Source organism: Klebsiella sp. K-3, from assembly GCF_051207495.1.
GTDB classification, from domain to species: Bacteria; Pseudomonadota; Gammaproteobacteria; order Enterobacterales; family Enterobacteriaceae; genus Klebsiella; species Klebsiella aerogenes.
This window is the reverse complement of sequence record NZ_JBPNXF010000007.1, coordinates 232,583-254,002: the sequence shown is the minus strand read 5'-3', so window position 1 is coordinate 254,002 and position 21,420 is coordinate 232,583. Positions and strand designations below refer to the sequence as shown.

At 55.6% G+C, this 21,420-nt stretch carries 22 protein-coding genes; 12 read left to right on the top strand and 10 right to left on the bottom strand.

The annotated features are described in order from the left end of the window. Window positions 1–137: 137 nt before the first annotated feature. Together ACSEMK_RS13505 and pabB are read right to left on the bottom strand one after the other, a co-directional pair. Window positions 138–716 (bottom strand): CoA pyrophosphatase, encoded by a 579-nt coding sequence (locus tag ACSEMK_RS13505; protein WP_430914542.1) that lies wholly within the window; start codon window positions 714–716, stop codon window positions 138–140. A gap of 3 nt (window positions 717–719) precedes the next feature. Then, window positions 720–2,075 (bottom strand): aminodeoxychorismate synthase component 1, encoded by a 1,356-nt coding sequence (pabB, locus tag ACSEMK_RS13500; RefSeq protein ID WP_308958434.1) that lies wholly within the window; start codon window positions 2,073–2,075, stop codon window positions 720–722. An 85-nt stretch (window positions 2,076–2,160) separates the two neighbouring features. Between pabB and ACSEMK_RS13495 the strand changes: the two genes are divergently transcribed. Next, window positions 2,161–2,346, top strand: coding sequence for a YoaH family protein (locus tag ACSEMK_RS13495; protein ID WP_045376054.1), 186 nt, complete (start codon window positions 2,161–2,163; stop codon window positions 2,344–2,346). On the opposite strand, the gene ACSEMK_RS13490 is transcribed toward ACSEMK_RS13495, so the two are convergent. Further along, a complete protein-coding gene (locus ACSEMK_RS13490; RefSeq protein WP_015366047.1) occupies window positions 2,347–2,691 on the bottom strand; it encodes a RidA family protein in 345 nt (114 codons plus the stop codon). A gap of 131 nt (window positions 2,692–2,822) precedes the next feature. On the opposite strand from ACSEMK_RS13490, the gene ACSEMK_RS13485 reads away from it, so the two are divergent. From ACSEMK_RS13485 to rnd, 5 genes are all read left to right on the top strand, one after another. Then, window positions 2,823–4,733, top strand: coding sequence for an ATP-dependent DNA helicase (locus ACSEMK_RS13485; protein WP_087860571.1), 1,911 nt, complete (start codon window positions 2,823–2,825; stop codon window positions 4,731–4,733). 145 nt (window positions 4,734–4,878) lie between these two features. Further along, window positions 4,879–5,574 (top strand): tRNA (adenosine(37)-N6)-threonylcarbamoyltransferase complex dimerization subunit type 1 TsaB, encoded by a 696-nt coding sequence (tsaB, locus tag ACSEMK_RS13480; protein WP_087860572.1) that lies wholly within the window; start codon window positions 4,879–4,881, stop codon window positions 5,572–5,574. 38 nt (window positions 5,575–5,612) lie between these two features. Then, window positions 5,613–6,194 (top strand): Slp family lipoprotein, encoded by a 582-nt coding sequence (locus ACSEMK_RS13475; protein WP_045390409.1) that lies wholly within the window; start codon window positions 5,613–5,615, stop codon window positions 6,192–6,194. A 208-nt stretch (window positions 6,195–6,402) separates the two neighbouring features. Continuing rightward, window positions 6,403–8,088 carry a long-chain-fatty-acid--CoA ligase FadD gene (gene fadD, locus ACSEMK_RS13470; RefSeq protein ID WP_087860573.1) on the top strand — a complete coding sequence of 562 codons (1,686 nt, stop codon included), beginning with the start codon at window positions 6,403–6,405 and terminating at the stop codon, window positions 8,086–8,088. Between the two features lie 242 nt (window positions 8,089–8,330). Beyond that, entirely contained in the window at window positions 8,331–9,446 is a 1,116-nt protein-coding gene (gene rnd, locus ACSEMK_RS13465) for a ribonuclease D (protein ID WP_213794575.1), read from the top strand. Between the two features lie 95 nt (window positions 9,447–9,541). On the opposite strand, the gene minE is transcribed toward rnd, so the two are convergent. Genes minE through minC form a run of 3 tightly spaced genes read right to left on the bottom strand, consistent with a single transcriptional unit; the run spans window position 9,542 to window position 11,352 of the window. Then, the gene (gene minE, locus ACSEMK_RS13460; RefSeq protein ID WP_015366053.1) at window positions 9,542–9,811 is read right to left on the bottom strand and encodes a cell division topological specificity factor MinE; all 270 of its coding nucleotides are present in this window, start codon (window positions 9,809–9,811) and stop codon (window positions 9,542–9,544) included. A gap of 3 nt (window positions 9,812–9,814) precedes the next feature. After that, window positions 9,815–10,627 (bottom strand): septum site-determining protein MinD, encoded by an 813-nt coding sequence (gene minD / locus ACSEMK_RS13455; protein ID WP_015366054.1) that lies wholly within the window; start codon window positions 10,625–10,627, stop codon window positions 9,815–9,817. A 23-nt stretch (window positions 10,628–10,650) separates the two neighbouring features. Continuing rightward, entirely contained in the window at window positions 10,651–11,352 is a 702-nt protein-coding gene (gene minC / locus ACSEMK_RS13450) for a septum site-determining protein MinC (protein ID WP_087860575.1), read from the bottom strand. A 126-nt stretch (window positions 11,353–11,478) separates the two neighbouring features. On the opposite strand from minC, the gene ACSEMK_RS13445 reads away from it, so the two are divergent. The 3 genes from ACSEMK_RS13445 (at window position 11,479) to ACSEMK_RS13435 (ending at window position 12,977) form a co-directional block, all read left to right on the top strand. After that, window positions 11,479–11,760 carry a YcgL domain-containing protein gene (locus ACSEMK_RS13445; protein WP_430914586.1) on the top strand — a complete coding sequence of 94 codons (282 nt, stop codon included), beginning with the start codon at window positions 11,479–11,481 and terminating at the stop codon, window positions 11,758–11,760. A 17-nt stretch (window positions 11,761–11,777) separates the two neighbouring features. Then, window positions 11,778–12,437: a fumarylacetoacetate hydrolase family protein gene (locus ACSEMK_RS13440; protein WP_087860576.1), complete on the top strand. Its 660-nt coding sequence runs from the start codon at window positions 11,778–11,780 to the stop codon at window positions 12,435–12,437. Window positions 12,438–12,530: 93 nt separating this feature from the next. Beyond that, window positions 12,531–12,977, top strand: coding sequence for a YcgN family cysteine cluster protein (locus ACSEMK_RS13435; RefSeq protein ID WP_015366058.1), 447 nt, complete (start codon window positions 12,531–12,533; stop codon window positions 12,975–12,977). Window positions 12,978–13,497: 520 nt separating this feature from the next. Here the strand turns inward: ACSEMK_RS13435 and ACSEMK_RS13430 are convergent. The 3 genes from ACSEMK_RS13430 to nhaB all read right to left on the bottom strand — a co-directional run bounded on the left by ACSEMK_RS13430 (window position 13,498) and on the right by nhaB (window position 16,175). Then, window positions 13,498–13,842, bottom strand: coding sequence for a DUF1971 domain-containing protein (locus tag ACSEMK_RS13430; RefSeq protein WP_087860627.1), 345 nt, complete (start codon window positions 13,840–13,842; stop codon window positions 13,498–13,500). A gap of 120 nt (window positions 13,843–13,962) precedes the next feature. Next, the gene (dsbB, locus tag ACSEMK_RS13425) at window positions 13,963–14,493 is read right to left on the bottom strand and encodes a disulfide bond formation protein DsbB (protein WP_015705844.1); all 531 of its coding nucleotides are present in this window, start codon (window positions 14,491–14,493) and stop codon (window positions 13,963–13,965) included. Between the two features lie 131 nt (window positions 14,494–14,624). Next, entirely contained in the window at window positions 14,625–16,175 is a 1,551-nt protein-coding gene (gene nhaB / locus ACSEMK_RS13420; RefSeq protein WP_087860628.1) for a sodium/proton antiporter NhaB, read from the bottom strand. Between the two features lie 235 nt (window positions 16,176–16,410). Between nhaB and fadR the strand changes: the two genes are divergently transcribed. Then, a complete protein-coding gene (fadR, locus tag ACSEMK_RS13415) occupies window positions 16,411–17,130 on the top strand; it encodes a fatty acid metabolism transcriptional regulator FadR (protein ID WP_045390428.1) in 720 nt (239 codons plus the stop codon). A 52-nt stretch (window positions 17,131–17,182) separates the two neighbouring features. Here fadR and ACSEMK_RS13410 read toward each other — a convergent pair whose 3' ends face one another. Beyond that, window positions 17,183–18,715 (bottom strand): SpoVR family protein, encoded by a 1,533-nt coding sequence (locus tag ACSEMK_RS13410; RefSeq protein ID WP_015705842.1) that lies wholly within the window; start codon window positions 18,713–18,715, stop codon window positions 17,183–17,185. 321 nt (window positions 18,716–19,036) lie between these two features. Here ACSEMK_RS13410 and ACSEMK_RS13405 point away from each other — a divergent pair, with 321 nt between their 5' ends. Further along, window positions 19,037–20,335, top strand: a complete 1,299-nt coding sequence (locus tag ACSEMK_RS13405; RefSeq protein ID WP_430914541.1) for a D-amino acid dehydrogenase — start codon at window positions 19,037–19,039, stop codon at window positions 20,333–20,335. Between the two features lie 9 nt (window positions 20,336–20,344). Continuing rightward, window positions 20,345–21,415 carry a catabolic alanine racemase DadX gene (gene dadX, locus ACSEMK_RS13400; RefSeq protein ID WP_213316888.1) on the top strand — a complete coding sequence of 357 codons (1,071 nt, stop codon included), beginning with the start codon at window positions 20,345–20,347 and terminating at the stop codon, window positions 21,413–21,415. Window positions 21,416–21,420: the final 5 nt, after the last annotated feature.

Here is a 21,420-nt window from a genome sequence, read left to right as displayed (position 1 = left end):
GGTTGCGGTAACGATGTAATAACTGCGCATAGTGTAAGAGGGAACCGGGTTGTCAGCTTAACTATTCACATGAATTAAACTAATGGATAACCTTGGTTTTACTAATAGTGCGCGCGGCTTCTCATTACTTATTATAGCTAAGGACGGGTGCCGATTTGCAGCGCAAGCTCGCGAATAATGCCGGCGGTCATTCCCCAGACAAAATAATGTTGGTACCACGATAGCCAGACGCGATGTGAATTACCGCGCCGATGGATGTCCAACGGGTGGTAGCGACCCAGGCGCAGCGCTTCTTCAAGCGGCATTTCAAACACCGCAGACACCTCGTCCTGACTGGCATGATAGTGCAGGTTCGGGGGGATTATGCCGACAACCGGCGTCACCTGAAAGCCGGTGACGCTGTCGACCGGCGGCAGCACGCCGATCACTTCAACGGCTTCCGGCGGGATCGCCACTTCTTCCTGCGCCTCGCGCAGCGCGGCGGCGATTAACGTTGTGTCGGTGTTATCAACTGCGCCGCCGGGGAAGGCGACCTGGCCCGCGTGCTTGCGCAGCAGCGGCGAACGCTGGGTCAGCAACAGTCCCGGCTGCGGGCGACGGACAATCGGCACCAGTACCGCCGCCTGGCGCTGGTTCAGCGACTGCGGCGAGGGCTGCGGGCGCAGCAGCTGAAAACGGGAAAGAAAGTCGTCCAGGTCGAGGGCGTTAGCCGCCATGTTCTAGCTCTCCAGTTGATGCAGAATACGGTTAACTTTATCAAAAGTTTCCTGATATTCCGCTGCCTCTTCGCTGTCCGCCACGATACCGCCGCCCGCGGAACAGTACAGCTGACCCTGCCAGGCGGTGATCGTACGGATAGTAATACTGGTATCCATATTGCCGCACAGGCTGAGATAACCAATGCTGCCGCACCATGCGTTGCGTCGCTGCGGTTCAAGTTCATCGATAATCTCCATAGCGCGAACTTTTGGCGCGCCGGTAATAGAGCCGCCAGGGAAGGCCGCGCGCAGCAGATCGCTGGCATCAAGCGTAGCAGGCAATCGTGCGGTGATGGTGCTCACCAGGTGATGCACCGCCGGGAAAGGTTCAACCACAAACAGTTCCGGTACGCGAACGCTGCCCGGCACGGCGACGCGGCCGATATCATTGCGCATCAGATCGACAATCATCAGGTTTTCTGCGCGATCTTTCGGTGAGTGGGCAAGCGTTACCGCCTGGCGCGCATCTTCTTGCGGAGAGTCGAGTCGCGGCAGCGTGCCTTTAATGGGGCGCGTCTGGATGTCGCCCTGATGCAATTGAATAAATCGCTCCGGAGACAGGCTTAAAATCGCCCCTTCCGCCAGGCGAATGAAGGCGCTGAACGGCGCGCGGTTAACGGCATTAAGCTTACAAAATGCCTGCCATTCGTCGCCGCGATAGCGGGCCTGGAAACGCTGCGCCAGGTTGACCTGATAACAGTCGCCGCTGCGCAGATACGCCTGCACCTGGCGGAATTTTTCGCCGTACTGCTGGCGGCTCATATTTGATTGCCAACTGGAGGTCAGGGAGAAAGATTCAGCCGGCTGGCGCGTTTGCGATTCCAGCCACTGCAGGCGCTGTTGCGGATCGTCGTAGCTCAGTAGCGATACCTGCTGGCGTTGATGATCGACGATCAGCGCCCAGTCATAAATGCCGACCGCCATCTCCGGCAGGGCTATATCAGCCTGCGCTTGCGCGGGAAGACGTTCAAAGCGGCGGCCAAGATCGTAGCCGAATAACCCCAACGCGCCGCCGAGAAACGGCAGGTTTTCATCGGCCTGCGGCGTTAACTGACAGCGATCCAACTGCTGTTGCAGCAGCTGCAGCGGATCGTCCTGCGAGACAAATTCGCCTTCACCGTCGTTGACCCAGGTTTGCTCGCCGCGGGTAACCAGCGTCGCGCGCGGTTCGGCGACGATAATATCGAAACGGCTATACGGATGATCGGCAAAGCCGGAGTGCAGCAGCATCGCCCACGGCATCGCGCTTAACGGCGCGAAATAGCGTTCGGCGGCATCCGCACGCCAGGGCAGGGTAATAATAGCGGGGGACAACATTAACCTCGATCCTAATGTGCCGCCCACTGGCGAAATGGCGGACGGCGTGAAATAATTACGCCCCACAATGTAGCAGGAGTGAGTGATGTTTGCAGGTTTACCTTCGCTGAGCCATGAGCAACAGCAAAAAGCGGTCGAACGTATTCAGGAATTGATGGCGCAGGGGATGAGCAGCGGCCAGGCAATCGCCCTGGTGGCCGATGAACTGCGCGCCACGCATACCGGCGACCGGATAGTAGCGCGCTTCGAAGATGACGAAGAAGACGAGTAACTACGCCGCGGCGATGATTTTAATCTCAACTTTATACTGCGGCTTCATCAGGGTCGCCTGTACGGTACAGCGCACCGGCGCGTGACCGGCAACCACCCAGGCGTCCCAGGCTTTATTCATCGCCGCAAAATCATCTTTATTGGCCAGGAAAATGGTGGCATCAAGAATACGTGACTTATTGCTGCCCTGTTTTTCCAGCACCGCGTCAATTTGCGCCAGGGTGTTGGCGGTCTGTTCAAACGCGTCGGCGTCGAGGTTTTCCGGCACCCCGGTGTAGTAAATGGTTTGGTTGTGAATGACCACATCAGACCAGCGGGCTTCGGCATCAATACGCGTAATTGTCATTTATCTTTCCTCGTTGTTCTATCCATTTGGCTGCGGCAAGACTGCCATAATGTTCCGTCCGCGTCACTACCCGGGCTGGCGAAACGCCGTCCTCCCTGACATAATCACTGTCCAAATAACCAGGGGGCAACGTGATCGACGATTTTGCAGCAGACGGCCAGCTGGCCATGGCGATACCGGGATTTAAGCCGCGCGAGCCGCAGCGCCAGATGGCGGTAGCGGTGAGTGAGGCCATTGAAGCCTCCCGGCCGCTGGTGGTGGAAGCAGGGACCGGCACCGGTAAAACCTACGCGTATCTGGCGCCCGCGCTGCGTGCGAAGAAAAAGGTGATCATCTCCACGGGTTCGAAAGCGCTGCAGGATCAGCTCTACAGCCGCGACCTGCCGACCGTCGCTAAAGCGCTTAAATTCACTGGCAAACTGGCGTTGTTAAAAGGGCGCTCAAACTACCTGTGCCTTGAACGCCTTGAGCAGCAGGCGCTGGCGGGCGGCGATCTGCCGGTACAAACGTTAAGTGACGTTATTCTTCTGCGCTCCTGGTCTAATCAGACGCAGGATGGCGATATCAGCACATGCGCCAGCGTCGCCGAAGATTCTCAGGCCTGGCCGCTGGTCACCAGCACCAACGATAACTGTCTCGGCAGCGACTGCCCGTTATACAAAGATTGTTTTGTGGTTAAAGCGCGTAAGAAGGCGATGGATGCTGACGTGGTGGTGGTCAACCATCACCTGTTTCTTGCCGATATGGTGGTAAAAGAGAGCGGCTTTGCCGAACTGATCCCCGAAGCGGAAGTGATGATCTTCGATGAAGCCCATCAGTTGCCGGATATCGCCAGCCAGTATTTTGGCCAGTCGCTCTCCAGCCGCCAGCTGCTGGATTTGGCCAAAGACATTACCATTGCCTACCGTACCGAACTGAAAGATACCCAACAGCTGCAAAAATGCGCCGATCGTCTGGCGCAAAGCGCGCAGGATTTTCGGCTGCAGTTGGGCGATCCGGGCTATCGCGGCAACTTGCGCGAACTGCTGGCGGATAGCCACATTCAGCGCGCGCTGCTGCTGCTCGATGACGCGCTTGAACTGTGTTACGACGTCGCCAAACTCTCCCTTGGCCGTTCGGCGCTGCTCGACGCCGCCTTTGAGCGCGCGACGCTCTACCGTGGCCGCCTGAAGCGGCTCAAGGAGATCAATCAGCCTGGCTATAGCTACTGGTATGAATGCACGTCGCGTCATTTTACCCTCGCCTTGACGCCGTTAACGGTGGCAGAGAAGTTTAAAGAGGTAATGGCGCAAAAATCGGGGAGCTGGATCTTTACCTCGGCGACGCTGTCGGTGAATGACGATCTCCACCACTTTACCGCTCGTCTCGGCATTGATGACGCGCAGACGCTGCTGTTGCCCAGCCCATTTGATTATCAGCATCAGGCGCTGCTCTGCGTACCGCGTAACCTACCGCTACCGAATCAGCCTGGCGCTGCCCGTCATCTGGCGGCAATGTTGAAACCCTTGATTGAGGCCAACGATGGACGCTGCTTCATGCTCTGCACCTCGCATGCCATGATGCGCGATCTGGCTGAGCAGTTCCGCGCCACCATGACGCTGCCGGTACTGCTGCAGGGAGAGACCAGCAAAGGCCAACTGCTGCAGCAGTTTGTTAGCGCCGGCAATGCGCTATTAGTGGCGACCAGTAGCTTCTGGGAAGGAGTTGACGTGCGCGGCGACGCGCTGTCGCTGGTGATTATCGATAAGCTGCCGTTTACCTCGCCGGACGATCCGCTGCTCAAAGCGCGAATGGAAGATTGCCGCCTGCGCGGCGGCGACCCGTTCGATGAAGTTCAGTTGCCGGATGCCGTCATTACCCTCAAACAAGGCGTGGGGCGCCTGATCCGCGATATCGACGATCGCGGCGTTCTGGTTATCTGTGACAACCGGCTGGTGATGCGCCCCTATGGCGCCGTGTTCCTGGCCAGCCTGCCACCCGCGCCGCGGACCCGTGATATCCGCCGGGCGGTACGCTTTCTCGCCGTGCCGCCGGCAAGGTAATCCGTCGCAAAATGTGGTAAGCTGCGCGCCATTTTGTTAATCAGCTATCCCCAATGGATTTCGGGCGGTGCGGCGGCGGTGAGTCCGTCAGCCGATGAATTTACCGCCCTAAAACCTGGATTATGTAACGAGAGCGTGACCACCCATGCGAATTTTGGCTATCGATACCGCCACGGAGGCGTGCTCCGCGGCGCTGTGGAATGATGGCGCCCTGAGCGCCCATTTTGAAATTTGTCCCCGCGAACACACCCAACGTATCCTGCCTCTGGTGCAGGAGGTCCTCACTGAAAGCGGCACTACGCTGAATGAACTTGACGCGCTGGCCTTTGGCCGCGGTCCGGGCAGCTTTACCGGCGTACGTATTGGTATCGGCATTGCGCAAGGACTGGCGCTGGGCGCTGAGCTGCCGATGATCGGCGTTTCTACGCTGGCGACGATGGCGCAGGGCGCGTGGCGCAAAACCGGCGCTACTCGCGTGCTGGCGGCCATCGATGCGCGTATGGGAGAAGTGTACTGGGCTGAGTATCAGCGCGACGAAAATGGCGTCTGGCACGGTGAAGAAACTGAAGCGGTTCTCAAACCGGCTGCGGTTGCCGAACGCCTGGCGCTGCTTTCTGGCGAATGGGCTACCGTCGGCACCGGCTGGCAGGCGTGGCCGGATCTGGCGAAAGAGAGCGGGCTGATTTTAAGCAGCGGCGAGATTGAACTGCCGGCGGCTGAAGATATGCTGCCGCTGGCCATTCATCTGCTGGCGGCAGGAAAAACCGTGGCCGTTGAGCATGCGGAACCAGTTTATTTGCGAAACGAAGTGGCGTGGAAGAAACTTCCTGGCCGCGAGTGAATCTCAGTAGAGAGAAGACTGAGAGAAGGAGTCGCATCATGGCGGGTCAAAAACAGGGCGTCCGTTGGCTGTTAGCCGCGGCGGTTGCCGTTGCGCTAAGCGGTTGCGTGTCGGTGCCGGATGTTATTAAAGGCACCAGCCCTACGCCGCAGCAGGATTTAGTGCGGGTGATGAACGCGCCGCAGCTGTATATCGGCCAGGAAGCACGTTTTGGCGGTAAGGTCGTCAACGTGCAGAATCAGCAGGGGAAAACCCGCTTAGAAATTGCCACCGTACCGCTGGATAGCGGCGCACGGCCGGAACTGGGCGAACCTTCACGCGGCCGTATCCTCGCCGACGTGAGCGGTTTCCTTGACCCGGTCGATTTCCGCGGCCAGCTGGTAACCGTGGTTGGGCCGATTAGCGGCGTTGTCGACGGTAAAGTTGGCGCAACGCCGTATAAATTCATGTTGATGAATGCTACCGGCTATAAACGCTGGAACGTGGTGCAGCAGGTGGTGATGCCGCCGCAGCCCATTGACCCGTGGATGCTCGGCCCGCGCCCATGGGGCTACGGATACGGCGGCTGGGGTTGGTATAACCCGGGCCCGGCAGAGGTCAGAAACGTCGTAACGGAATGATTTTGTTGTTTTTATAATGGAATAGAAACAGCGGCTAGCCCGCTGTTTCGTGTTTTTTAGTCTCATAAGAAAAATAAATAGTGACGCGCTTCGCAACCTGAAAAACGCCTAATTAATAAACTGGTACGCTGAGTTAATATAATGTTAACAAAATGTTTGTTGATCAGGGGCTGTGATGACGACGAATAACTATTTCAGAGGTGAAGCAGTGAAAAAGGTTTGGCTAAACCGTTATCCCGCCGATGTTCCGGCGGAGATAAATCCTGACCGCTATCAATCCCTGGTTGAATTGTTTGAGCACGCCACTACCCGTTATGCCGATCAGCCGGCATTTATCAACATGGGCGAGGTGATGACCTACCGTAAGCTGGAAGAGCGCAGCCGCGCTTTCGCCGCTTATCTCCAGCAAGGATTAGGGCTACAGAAGGGCGATCGCGTCGCGCTGATGATGCCTAACCTGCTGCAATATCCGGTGGCGCTGTTTGGGATCCTGCGTGCCGGAATGATTGCCGTCAACGTTAACCCGCTGTATACCCCGCGCGAACTGGAGCACCAGCTCAATGACAGCGGCGCGGCGGCGATTGTGATCGTTTCCAACTTCGCACATACCCTGGAGAAAGTAGTCGATAAAACCCAGGTAAAACACGTCATCCTGACGCGAATGGGCGACCAGCTCTCTACCGCCAAAGGGACGTTAGTCAACTTTGTGGTGAAGTACATTAAGCGGCTGGTGCCGAAATATCATCTACCGGACGCCATCTCATTTCGTAGCGCCCTGCAGCATGGCTACCGTATGCAGTACGTGAAGCCGGAAATCGTCGCGGACGATCTTGCCTTCCTGCAGTACACCGGCGGTACCACCGGCGTGGCGAAAGGGGCGATGCTGACCCACCGCAATATGCTGGCTAACCTTGAACAGGTGAATGCGACCTACGGTCCGCTACTGCACCGTGGTAAAGAGCTGGTAGTGACCGCGCTGCCGCTGTACCACATCTTCGCCTTGACCATGAACTGCCTGCTGTTTATCGAACTCGGCGGGCAGAACCTGCTGATTACCAATCCGCGCGATATTCCGGGTCTGGTAAAAGAGCTGGCAAAATATCCTTTCACCGCGATGACCGGGGTGAATACCTTGTTTAACGCGCTATTGAACAATAAAGAATTCCAGCAGCTTGATTTCTCTTCACTGCATCTTTCCGCCGGCGGCGGCATGCCGGTGCAGCAGGTGGTAGCGGAGCGCTGGGTGAAACTGACGGGTCAGTATCTGCTGGAGGGCTACGGCCTGACGGAGTGCTCGCCGCTGGTGAGCGTCAACCCGCATGATATCGACTACCACAGCGGCAGCATCGGCTTGCCGGTGCCATCGACCGAAGCCAAGCTGGTCGATGATGACGATAATGAAGTCGCGCCGGGTGAGCCGGGCGAGCTTTGCATCAAAGGGCCGCAGGTGATGCTGGGCTACTGGCAGCGTCCGGATGCCACCGATGAAATCATTAAAGATGGCTGGCTCCATACCGGCGATATCGCGGTGATGGATGATGAAGGCTTCCTGCGGATCGTCGATCGTAAAAAAGATATGATTCTGGTTTCCGGTTTTAACGTCTATCCGAATGAAATCGAAGATGTTGTGATGCAGCACGCCGGCGTACAGGAAGTGGCCGCCGTCGGCGTACCGTCCGGCAGTAGCGGCGAAGCGGTAAAAATTTTCGTGGTGAAGAAAGATGCCGCGTTAACCGAAGAAGCGCTGATTACTTTCTGCCGTCGCCATTTGACCGGCTACAAAGTACCGAAGCTGGTGGAGTTCCGTGACGAGCTACCGAAATCCAACGTCGGAAAAATTTTACGACGAGAACTGCGTGACGAAGCCCGTGCTAAAGTAGACAATAAAGGCTAAGTAACGAGTGAGTCGCCAGGCGCCGGCGAAGCCGGCGTCAAGATTACTGACAAAGAAGGAAAAAGCGTGGTTTTTCCTTCTTTGTGGTTATCAGCCGAAAATCAATACATTGATTTTCCTTGTTATTTGTCTGGTGCAATCTGCAAGCCCAACGATTGCATGAGGTTTGTCATTAATCTCGCGCCGGCTAAGCCGGCGTTTTTTATGGGCGCAAGTTAAGAGAGTATGATTTGAACTATCAGATGATCACCACCGACGATGGCCTGCGCGCTATCTGTGAAGCGGCAAGCTCGGCACCCGCGGTTGCGCTGGATACCGAGTTTGTTCGCACCCGCACCTACTACCCGCAGCTTGGTTTGCTGCAGCTGTTCGACGGCAAACAGGTTTCTCTGATCGATCCGTTGACCATCAACGACTGGGCGCCGATGCGCGAGCTGCTGCTCAACCAGGATGTCACCAAATACCTGCATGCGGGCAGCGAAGATTTAGAAGTCTTCCTCAACGCGTTCAACCTGATGCCGCAGCCGCTTATCGACACCCAGATTCTGGCCGCCTTCTGCGGGCGCCCGATGTCGTGGGGCTTCGCTTCAATGGTTGAAGAGTATTCCGGCGTTGCGCTGGACAAAAGCGAATCACGCACCGATTGGCTGGCCCGTCCGTTGACCGAGCGTCAGTGCGAATATGCAGCCGCCGATGTCTGGTATCTGTTGCCGATAGCCAGCAAATTAATGGCGGAAACCGACCACGCGGGCTGGCTGCCGGCAGCGTTAAACGAGTGCCACCTGATGCAGCAGCGCCGTCAGGAAGTCCTTGACCCGGCGGATGCGTGGCGGGAAATCGGTAACGCCTGGCAACTGCGTACGCGTCAGCTGGGCTGCCTGCAGTTGCTGGCGGAGTGGCGTCTGCGCAAAGCGCGCGAGCGTAACCTGGCGGTGAACTTTGTGGTACGCGAAGAGCATCTATGGAGCGTGGCGCGCTATATGCCGACCAGCCTCGGCGAACTTGATAGCCTCGGTTTATCCGGGAGCGAAATTCGCTTCCATGGTAAGACGCTGATTAGCCTGGTTGAGAAAGCGCAGGCCTTGCCGGAATCGGCGCTGCCTGAGCCGCTGCAAAACCTGATCGATATGCCGGGGTACCGCAAAGCCTTTAAAGATATTAAAGCGCTGGTACAGGAAGTGAGCGCCGAGAAGGGGGTGAGCGCCGAACTGCTGGCGTCGCGCCGCCAGATCAACCAACTGCTGAACTGGCACTGGCAGCTGAAAACGAAAAACGGCGAGCCAGAGCTGGTTTCCGGCTGGCGTGGTGAATTGATGGCCGATCGTCTGAAAGCGCTGCTCAACGACTATCCTCGCTAGCGCCGGGCGCTATTCAGGCCATAAAAAACCGGCCGCGCGTGGCGTGGCCGGTTTTTTTAATCCTACGGCGAGATGCCGTTAATAAGACAACAGGGTCAGGGTTTCGACTCTTCAGCTTCTGGCAGGGTCACGTTCAGCTCGAGAATCGAAATATCACCATCGCGCTGTTCCAGCTGTACGCTGACCATCTCAGGATCTATCTGTACGTATTTACAGATGACCTCCAGGATATCTTTGCGCAGCTGCGGCAGGTAATGTGGCTCCGCGTCGCCGCGGCGGCGCTCCGCGACGATGATTTGCAGGCGTTCTTTCGCAATGTTAGCCGTGTTCTTTTTTCGCGAGAGAAAAAAGTCGAGTAATGCCATAATTTATCCTCCGAACAGGCGTTTGAGGAAACCTTTCTTCTCTTCTTCTATGAAGCGGAAAGGACGTTCTTCTCCGAGCAGACGATCCACAGTATCCGCATAGGCTTTACCCGCATCTGAAACGGTATCCAGAATGACCGGCTCGCCCTGGTTCGATGCGCGCAGCACGGACTGATCTTCCGGAATCACGCCCACCAGATTGATGCGCAGAATTTCCAGCACGTCTTCCATGCTCAGCATGTCGCCTTTGTTCACGCGGCCTGGGTTGTAGCGCGTCAGCAGCAGGTGCTCTTTGATCGGCTCGTCGCCATTTTCCGCGCGGCGGGATTTGGAGGCCAGAATACCAAGGATACGGTCGGAGTCGCGCACGGAGGAGACTTCCGGGTTAGTGGTGATGATGGCTTCGTCAGCGAAGTACAGCGCCATCAGCGCGCCGGTTTCGATGCCCGCAGGGGAGTCGCAGACAATAAAATCGAAATCCATCTTTTTCAGTTCTTCAAGAACTTTATCTACGCCTTCGCGGGTCAGCGCGTCTTTATCACGGGTCTGAGAAGCCGGAAGGATATAGAGATTTTCAGTACGCTTATCTTTGATTAGCGCCTGATTGAGAGTGGCATCGCCCTGGATAACGTTGACGAAGTCATAAACCACCCGACGCTCGCATCCCATAATCAGGTCGAGGTTACGCAGGCCGATATCGAAGTCGATAACGACAGTTTTCTTTCCCTTCTGGGCCAAACCAGTAGCGATGGCCGCGCTGGAGGTGGTCTTACCAACGCCCCCTTTACCCGAAGTCACAACAATAATGCGTGCCATAGAAATTCCTTGTTAAAAAGGGATTAATTGAACGGTTGAATTGTCAAAGCGCCGTCGCCTAAGCGCAGGCGCGCCGCTTTGCCATAAAATTCAGCTGGGATGTTATCGCTCAGCCAATATTCCCCTGCGATGGACACCAGTTCCGCCGCGAGGTTAGTACAAAATATTTGGGCATCTCTGTCGCCGCTTGCGCCAGCCAGCGCACGTCCCCGCATCATGCCATACACATGGATGTTACCATCAGCGATAAGTTCCGCGCCGGCACTCACATGGTTTGTAACAATTAGATCACAGTGTGGCGCATAAATGCGCTGACCGGAACGTACCGGCAGATCAATCAAACGCGTTTTTGTGATCGGCGTAGCAACTGGTGGCGGTGCGACGGGTTCCGGCGGCGGCGCCTGACGAACGATTTTCTCTTTTCCTTCCGTCAGTAGCGGGATCCCGGCGCGGTCGATTTCCGTTTTCAGGCGGGAAATTTTACACCCGCTCACGCCCATGATGCGTAAACCGGTGGCGACGATAGCTTCATGCATCGGGCGCCAGTCGACGCTCTCTTCAATACTGCTGATGTTGACCACCACCGGCGCATGACGTAAAAAAGCGGGAGCCTGGGCGATTTTGTCTTCTAACGCCTGACGAATAACCTCGGGATTTGCATCGTGCAAATGAACGACAGATAAGGTGAAGCTACTGCCCTTAAGTTCGATTGGCGTATTTGACATCCTGGCCTTACTCAATTTGCTGTTTATCATCCGCCGAAGTGCGGTGATATTCCGAAGACTAAAAGGCATGTTATAGTCACTCATATATTGAGGCAAGTGACCACGGGTCTAATTCCGAGTAAATCTATGTTTTGTGTGATCTATCGAAGTACTAAACGTGAACAAACCTATTTATATGTCGAAAAAAAGGACGATTTCTCGCGCGTCCCGCCGGAACTAATGGCAAGCTTCGGCACCCCGCAGATGACCATGCTGTTGCCGCTCGACGGGCGCAAGATGCTGGCTAACGCTGATCTCGAGAAAGTAAAACAAGCGCTCGTCGATCAGGGCTATTACCTTCAACTTCCTCCCCCTCCTGAGAATTTACTTAAGAAACACCTCGCGGAACAGGGGAATAAATCCGATTAACCCATTGAGGGAAAATAATGTACCAACATCATAACTGGCAGGGTGAGTTACTGGATTATCCAGTGAGCAAAGTGGTTTGCGTTGGCAGTAATTACGCAAAACATATTAAGGAAATGGGCAGCGCGATGCCGGAGGAACCGGTGCTGTTTATTAAACCTGAAACGGCGCTATGTGATATCCGCCAGCCGTTGGTACTGCCTGAAGGATTGGGATCGGTGCACCATGAGGTTGAACTGGCGGTGCTGATCGGCAGTACGCTGCGCCAGGCCAGCGAAGATCACGTGCGTAAGGCGATTGCCGGTTATGGCGTGGCGTTGGATCTCACCCTGCGTGATATTCAGGGCAAGATGAAAAAGGCCGGGCAACCGTGGGAGAAAGCCAAGGGGTTCGATAACGCTTGTCCGATCTCTGGTTTTATCCCTGCTGCCGAGTTCAGCGGCGATCCGCAAAATACGCCGCTAAGCCTGAAGATTAATGGTGAAGTTCGCCAGCAGGGGACGACCGCCGATATGATTCATAAGATCGTACCGCTGATTGCCTATATGTCGCGCTTCTTTACGCTGAAAGCGGGCGATATCATTCTGACCGGGACTCCGGACGGGGTCGGGCCGCTCGCCAGCGGAGATGAGTTGGAAGTCGGCTTCAATGGTTTGACGTTATCCACCCGCGTGCTGTAACGTCCGCTTGCCGCCTTTTGGGGCGGCAAAACTTGCATCGTCGTGCCAGACTGGTTATAAGGTGCACCCTGAATTGTAATGACGGACATCCCAATGAGCGAACAACCTTTCTGGCAACAAAAAACACTGGATGAAATGACCGACGCGGAGTGGGAATCACTGTGCGACGGCTGCGGACAGTGCTGCCTGCATAAGCTAATGGATGAAGATACCGACGAGATTTACTTCACCAACGTCGCCTGCCGTCAGCTCAACATTAAAACCTGCCAGTGCCGTAACTACGAGCGTCGCTTCGAGTACGAACCGGACTGCATCAAACTCACGCGTGATAATCTGCCGACCTTCGAATGGCTGCCTCACACCTGCGCCTATCGCCTGCTGGCGGAAGGTAAAGCGCTGCCGCACTGGCATCCGCTGCTGACCGGCTCAAAAGTGGCGATGCACGGCGAACGTATTTCCGTGCGCCATATTGCGGTTAAAGAGTCTACCGTCGTCGACTGGCAGGACCATATTTTAAACAAACCAGACTGGGCGCAGTAAACGCGTCAAAACACTGAACCGGGCATTCCCTGCCTGCGCGGCCCGGTTCTTTATTCGCATTAATATCCCATCATTCTCAATGCCAGCCAGATAATTCCTGCCCACAATAAAGCGCATGGAAAAATAACAACACTAAGAGAACGCCAGCCGTTTCTACTCATCGGAAACCCCACATTTAAGTCATCATCACCAGGTGCGTTTGGCATTTCATCATCGGCGCGGGGGCGGGGAACTTTAGGAATATTTGTAAAGCAGATGTAGATAAAAATAGACCCGGCGCGATGGCCGGGCTGAGGGGGCGTTGACGAGCTGCCAGGTCTCCCCGGCGCGATGGCTGCTTGCGGCGATCAGATGGGCAGGAAACTCATCATTAAATACGCCACGACAATGCAGATTAGCGTCATATACCAGACTATGCTCATGGTGACTTATCCCTTTTCAGACTCAAGAAAGACGAGCCTTTCGGGTAACGACTTTAAACATCCGGATGTCGATGATCAACCGCTTGCGCATCAGGGGATTAGCTTTTCTTTGCGTGGAACAGGCCGTCTTCGCCGTGGGCTTCATCTTCAACCCAGAAGTTAATGTTGAACTGGGCATCATCGCTGAGCTCGATACGATGCCAATATTGCGGCGGGCTGGTGGCGAACTGCCCGGCGTTAATGACGACTTTCACCTCCGGCTCGGTAGCCTGCTCGTCATGAAAACCGTAGTAGGTTACCGTTCCTTCCATAACGCACAGCTGGCCGAAAACGTTAGCGGCAGTATTGTGATGGGTGAGCAGAGCCGCCGGAACATTTTCTTTAGTGAAGAACGGAGTGGAGCGTTTAACTTTCCAGTTAGCTGGGATTCGCAGATGAGACATGGTGAGCTCCTTAGTGGATGCAAATAAGATGTATTTAATATGCAACTTTAAGGGGGCGTCGTCAACTTACAGGCATAAAAAAACGCCCCCGGAGGAGCGTTTACCATTTGGCCGGGTCACTTAACGGCCGAAAAGATCGCGTTTTTTAGCTTTAAATGGCTGAGCGATCAACACCAGCAGTCCGATAACCAGATAAGCGGCAAAGATGCCTACCAGCCACTGCGGCATTTCCAGCGTCAGGAATTCCCACTGGCGCACGGAACAGTCGCCGGTGGCGACGAATACCTGCGGCAACCATTTATCCAGCGGCAGCCACGTCGGGAAACGCGCAGCGAAATCGCAGGTCTGGAACGGGGAAGGATGCAGCTGAATCATGGTGTGCTCCCATGCTAGCTGCAGACCGCGCAGGGCGCTGTACAGCCAGATCAGCAGCGCGACGTAGCGCAGCGGGGTTTTCGGCGCGATAGCGCCCACCAGACCGGCGCCCATGATGCCAAACAGGGCGCAGCGTTCATAAATACACAACACGCAGGGCTGCAGCAGCATCACGTGCTGGAACCACAGCGCCACTAATTCAAGTATAAAAGCGGTTAACGCCATCAAGAGCCAGGCGCCGCGTCCCCTTGAGCACTGGTTTAAGTATTGCAACATAATCATTTCCCTGGAACATGCTAAATCATGGCAGTGTAAACGAAAACTACCGCGACGCCATCCGCTAGTCGGAAAATATTACGTAAATGAATATTCGTTACCCGGGCGAACCCGGGTAACGGGCCGGGCAATTACGGCAGTATCGGCGTGGTCAACCAGCCGTGGCTGAGCATCCACTGGGTGGCCGGCATTAACAGGGTTTCGACGCACAGCAGGCCGACCAGCGTTAGCACGATGGTATAAGGCAGCGCCATCCACACCATTCTGCCATAAGAGAGGCGGATCAGCGGCGCCAGCGCCGAGGTCAACAGGAACAGAAACGCGGCCTGGCCGTTGGGAGTGGCGACGGAAGGCAGGTTGGTACCAGTGTTAATGGCGACCGCCAGCATTTCAAACTGCTGCAGGCTGATAACGCCATGTTCCAGCGCCGCTTTTGCTTCGTTGATATACACCGTACCGACAAAGACGTTATCGGAGATTGACGACAGCAGGCCGTTAAACAGATAGAACAGCGATAGCTGAGCGTGCGGTGAAGCCTGCAGGACGAACTCAATCACCGGGGCAAACAGATGCTGATCGATAATCACCGCCACAATGGCAAAAAAGACCGTCAGCAGAGCGGTAAATGGCAGCGCTTCGGTAAAGGCTTTACCGATGGCGTGTTCGTCGGTCACACCGGAGAAGGTGGTTGCCAGCACAATGACAGAGAGGCCAATCAGGCCAACTTCCGCCAGATGCAGGGCGAGGGCGGTAATCAGCCACACGCCGATGATCCCTTGAGCGATAAGGCGCATCCGATCCTGGCGGCTGCGGCTTTGGCGACTACGGTCGTCGAAATCCTGCAGGACTTTGCGTACCGGGACTGGCAGCGGCTCGCCGTAGCCAAACAGGCGGAATTTTTCCAGCAGCAGGCAGGTCAACAGGCCGCATGCCAGTACTGGCAGCGTGACCGGCGACATGCGAATGAAAAATTCGCCGAAGTGCCAGCCGGCGGCTTTGGCGATAATCAGGTTCTGCGGCTCGCCGACCATGGTCATCACGCCGCCGAGCGCGGTACCGACGCCGGCGTGCATCATCAGGCTGCGTAAAAAGCTGCGGAACTGTTCGAGCACGTCGCGGTAATGCTGATCGATATGGCTGTCATCAAGCATGTCGTTATCATCAGGGCGCGCGGAGGCGACGCGATGATAGATACCATAGAAACCGACCGCCACGCTAATGACTACCGCCACGACGGTGAGCGCGTCGAGGAAGGCGGAGAGAAAAGCGGCGGCAACGCAGAAGGCCAGCGACAGCAGCATCTTGCTGCGGATCCCCAGCAAAAGGCGGGTAAAAATAAACAGCAAGAGCTGCTTCATGAAATAGATCCCGGCCACCATAAACATCAGCAGCAGCAGGACTTCGAGATTATTGGCTATTTCTTCGCGAATATGTTCGGGGCTGGTCATACCGATCACCACCGCTTCTATCGCCAGCAGGCCGCCTGGTAGAAGAGGGTAGCATTTGAGCGCCATCGCCAGGGTAAAGATAAACTCCACCACTAACAGCCAACCGGCAACAAACGGTTGAAGATAAAACGCCAGCGGGTTAACCACCAGGAAGATAATCAGGAGAAGCTTGTACCAGTCTGGCGACTGGCCAAGAAAATTGCGCCACAGGGCGCGGCCATAAGACATTTCCACGACAGAGGTCCTTCCGTCAAACAATATGATTTTATGCGTAACTATTGCAAGATTACCAGTTGAGCAAAAAGGGAAGCAACTTTCTTCGCGGCGCATTACAGGTAATGGAAGGCGTTAAGCAAAAGCTGAAAATGAAACGGCGATCCCCTTTTAATTACTTTCAGATGCTATCTGGCGTATGGCTGCTCTGGTATGATGAGTGCAAATTGCAACGCTGTGTAATGGAAATCTTACTATGGTCATTAAGGCGCAAAGCCCTGCGGGTTTCGCGGAAGAGTACATCATTGAAAGTATCTGGAATAACCGTTTCCCGCCTGGATCCATTCTCCCTGCTGAACGTGAACTTTCTGAACTGATTGGTGTGACCCGAACCACTCTGCGCGAAGTGTTGCAACGTCTGGCCCGTGATGGCTGGTTGACTATCCAGCACGGTAAACCGACGAAAGTGAACAACTTCTGGGAAACCTCCGGACTGAATATCCTTGAGACGCTGGCGCGCCTCGACCACGATAGCGTGCCGCAGCTGATTGATAACTTGCTGTCGGTGCGTACCAATATCTCAACGATTTTTATTCGTACCGCCTTCCGCCAGCACCCGGACAAAGCGCTGGAGGTACTGGCTACCGCGCGTGAAGTTGAAGATCATGCCGATGCTTTCGCCGAACTGGACTACAACATCTTCCGTGGTCTGGCGTTTGCCTCCGGCAACCCGATCTACGGTCTGATCCTCAACGGCATGAAGGGGCTATATACCCGCATCGGCCGTCACTATTTTGCTAACCCGGAAGCGCGGAGCCTGGCGCTGGGCTTCTATCACCAGTTGGCGAAAGTGTGTGAAGAGAGTCAGCACGATAAAGTGTACGAAATCGTCCGTGCCTATGGCCACAACAGCGGCGAGATCTGGCACCGGATGCAAAAAACGCTGCCCGGCGATTTAGCCATCAATATGCGCTAAGCACGGCCCATAATATAAAAATGCCCGGATAATCCGGGCATTTTTTTCAGCCTTACAGCGCGTTCTGCCGCGGCGGCGTGCGATCTAAAAGCTCAACGCTGCCATCGGCATTCTGTTGTTCAAGGATCACGTCAAAGCCCCACAGGCGGTGAACGTGTTTGAGCACTTCGCGGCGGCTCTTATCCAGCGGCACGCGGTTATGCGGCACATAGCGCAGCGTCAGCGAACGATCGCCGCGCAGGTCAACGTTCCAGACCTGAATATTCGGCTCGAGGTTGCTGAGGTTGTACTGCGCCGACAGCTTAGAACGAATTTCCCGATAACCTTCCTCATTATGAATGGCGGAAATTTCCAGGTAATTGTTGTGGTCGTCATCGAGTACCGTGAATAAGCGGAAATCGCGCATCACCTTCGGCGACAAGAACTGGCTGATAAAGCTCTCATCTTTAAAATCGCGCATGGCGAAATGCAGCGTCTCCAGCCAATCGGAGCCGGCGATATCCGGGAACCAGTAGCGATCCTCTTCCGTAGGCGACTGGCAGATACGCTTAATATCCTGGAACATGGCGAAACCCAGCGCGTAGGGGTTGATCCCGCTGTACCACGGGCTGTTGTAGGGCGGCTGGAACACCACGTTGGTGTGGCTGTGCAGAAACTCCAGCATAAAGCGCTCAGTCACTTTTCCTTCGTCATACAGATGATTGAGGATAGTGTAGTGCCAGAATGTCGCCCAACCCTCGTTCATAACCTGAGTCTGTTTCTGCGGATAAAAATACTGGCTGACCTTACGAACGATACGCAGGATCTCGCGCTGCCACGACTCAAGCAGCGGCGCGTTCTTCTCCATAAAGTACAGCAGGTTCTCCTGCGGTTCGGAAGGATAGCGGCGGCTTGCCTCGATGGCTTTTTCCTCTTCCCGTTTTGGCAGGGTGCGCCACAGCATGTTCACCTGGCTTTGCAGATACTCTTCTCGGCTTTTCTGCCGTGCCTTCTCCTCCTGCAGCGAAATTTTCTGCGGACGTTTGTAGCGGTCGACGCCGTAGTTCATCAGCGCATGGCAGGAGTCGAGCAATTTTTCGACTTCATCGACGCCGTAGCGCTCTTCACATTCGGTAATGTATTTACGCGCGAATATAAGGTAGTCGATGATTGAGCTGGCATCGGTCCAACTGCGGAACAGATAGTTGTTTTTAAAGAAGGAGTTATGCCCATAACAGGCGTGCGCCATCACCAGCGCCTGCATGGTAATCGTGTTCTCCTCCATTAAATAAGCGATACAAGGGTTGGAGTTAATGACTATCTCATAGGCCAGACCTTGCTGGCCGTGTTTATACGCCTGCTCGGTTTCGATAAATTTTTTGCCGAACGACCAGTGCGGATAATTGATCGGCATCCCGACGCTGGAATAGGCGTCCATCATCTGTTCGGAGGTGATCACCTCGATTTGATGCGGATAGGTATCGAGACGATACAGTTTCGCCACCCGATCGACCTCGGCGAGATAGGTTTCCAGCAATTCAAAAGTCCAGTCGGGTCCATCGCTTAACCGGGTGGTGTCCCTGTTCATGGAATCAATCGTAGCCATTAGCGCGCCCTCGTTGTTGGTGGTTCTCTCTTTGTGGAGAACCTCTTATCAAGCATAGAACACGCCATAACAAACTGCGTCTGCGGGTAATTTCTTTTCTTCGCGATTTCGCAATCCTAAAGGCCTAGATTTAACATTTACTTAGCATTTTATGCTGAGGAAAAATAAAGCGCAGCACGAGATCGTAAATCTCTGGTGTCAGTGCTGGTGCGGTTTGGTGTGAGATAAGTCACCATAAATAAAGCGTATGTTGAATAATATTTTCATCTGGGTTATCAATTTGTAATTAGATGATTGTTCTTTAACTATTACGGAGTGGCTATGCGAGTCGTCATACTGGGAAGTGGGGTGGTTGGGGTAGCGAGCGCCTGGTATTTAAGCCAGGCGGGACATGAGGTGACGGTTATCGACCGTCAGCCAGGGCCCGCTGAAGAAACCAGCGCCGCCAACGCCGGGCAGATCTCTCCCGGCTACGCGGCGCCGTGGGCGGCGCCGGGCGTGCCGCTGAAGGCGATTAAATGGATGTTCCAGCGCCATGCGCCATTGGCGATTGGCCTTGACGGCACGCAGTTCCAGCTCAAGTGGATGTGGCAGATGCTGCGTAACTGCGATACCCGCCACTATATGGAAAACAAAGGGCGTATGGTGCGCCTGGCGGAATATAGCCGCGATTGCCTGAAAGCGCTGCGTGAAACCACCGGTATCCAGTATGAAGGCCGCCAGGGGGGCACCCTGCAGCTTTTCCGCACCGAAAAACAGTATGAGAACGCCACTCGCGATATCGCCGTGCTGGAAGAGGCCGGCGTGCCGTATCAACTGCTGGAAGCCAACCGCCTGCTGGAAGTTGAACCGGCGCTGGCGGAAGTCAGTCATAAACTGACCGGCGGCCTGCGCCTGCCAAACGATGAAACCGGCGATTGCCAACTCTTCACCACCCGTCTGGCGGCGATGGCCGAGGCGGCAGGGGTGATTTTCCGCTTTAATACCTCCGTCGATGCGCTGCTTTACGAAGGCGATCAAATCGCCGGTGTGAAATGCGGCGAGGAAATTATTAAGGGCGACGCCTACGTGATGGCGTTTGGTTCTTACTCCACCGCGATGCTCAAAGGGCTGGTGGATATCCCGGTCTATCCGCTGAAAGGCTACTCGTTGACTATTTCGATTGCCGAAGAGAGCGGCGCGCCGGTATCGACTATCCTTGATGAGACTTACAAAATCGCGATTACCCGTTTCGATAAGCGTATTCGCGTTGGCGGGATGGCGGAAATTGTCGGCTTTAATAAAGAGCTGCTGAAGCCGCGCCGCGAGACGCTGGAGATGGTGGTTCGCGATCTGTTCCCGCGCGGCGGCTACGTTGAGCAGGCGACCTTCTGGACCGGCCTGCGGCCGATGACGCCGGATGGTACGCCGGTGGTTGGCCGTACGCCGTACAAAAACCTGTGGCTGAACACCGGGCACGGTACGCTGGGCTGGACCATGGCCTGCGGGTCCGGGCAGCTTCTGAGCGACCTGATCTCCGGGCGTACGCCGGCGATCCCTTATGATGATCTGGCCGTGGCGCGTTACAGCCCGGGCTTTACGCCGGCTCGCGCTCAGCATCTGCACGGCGTGCATAACTAAGGAGCCTCCATGTCTCGTCCGGTAAAAGCCAGCATTGATCTGTCGGCTTTACGTCAGAATTTACAGATTGTTCGCCGCGCCGCCCCTGGGGCGCGAGTTTGGGCGGTGGTGAAGGCGAATGCCTATGGCCACGGCCTGGCGCGGATGTGGCAGGCGCTGAACGCCGCAGATGGATACGCATTGCTCAATCTCGAAGAGGCAATCTTGCTGCGGGAAAAGGGCTGGAAAGGACCGATTCTACTGCTGGAAGGGTTCTTTCACGCCGATGAACTGGCGCTGCTTGATAAGTATCGTCTGACCACCAGCGTACACAGCAACTGGCAAATTAAAGCCCTGCAGCAGGCTAAACTGCATGCGCCGCTGGATATCTATCTTAAAGTGAATAGCGGTATGAATAGGCTGGGCTTTATGCCCGAGCGAGTGCATACCGTCTGGCAACAGCTGCGTTCGCTCGCCAACGTCGGTGAAATGACGCTGATGTCGCATTTCGCTGATGCGGAAAACCCGGAGGGCATCGTGGAGCCCATGCGCCGTATCGAGCAGGCGGCGGAGGGGCTGGACTGCCCGCGTTCGTTGTCGAACTCAGCGGCAACGCTGTGGCATCCGGAAGCGCACTTTGATTGGGTGCGTCCGGGAATTGTGCTGTATGGCGCATCGCCGTCGGGTCAGTGGCGGGATATTGCCAATAGCGGCCTGAAAGCGGCGATGACCCTCAGCAGTGAAGTGATTGCCGTACAGACGCTGAAAAGCGGCGAACGGGTGGGCTATGGTGGGCTGTATCAGGCATCCGGCGAGCAGCGCATCGGCATTGTCGCCTGCGGTTATGCCGACGGCTATCCGCGCGTCGCCCCGAGCGGCACGCCGGTGCTGGTCGACGGCGTACGCACCACCACCGTCGGGCGTGTTTCGATGGATATGTTGGCGGTAGATCTGACACCTTGCCCGCATGCGGGTATTGGCGCGCCGGTCGAGTTATGGGGACAGGAGATTAAGATTGACGATGTCGCTGCGGCCAGCGGCACCGTCGGTTATGAATTAATGTGCGCCCTGGCGCCGCGTGTGCCGGTAGTGACAGTGTAACTTTG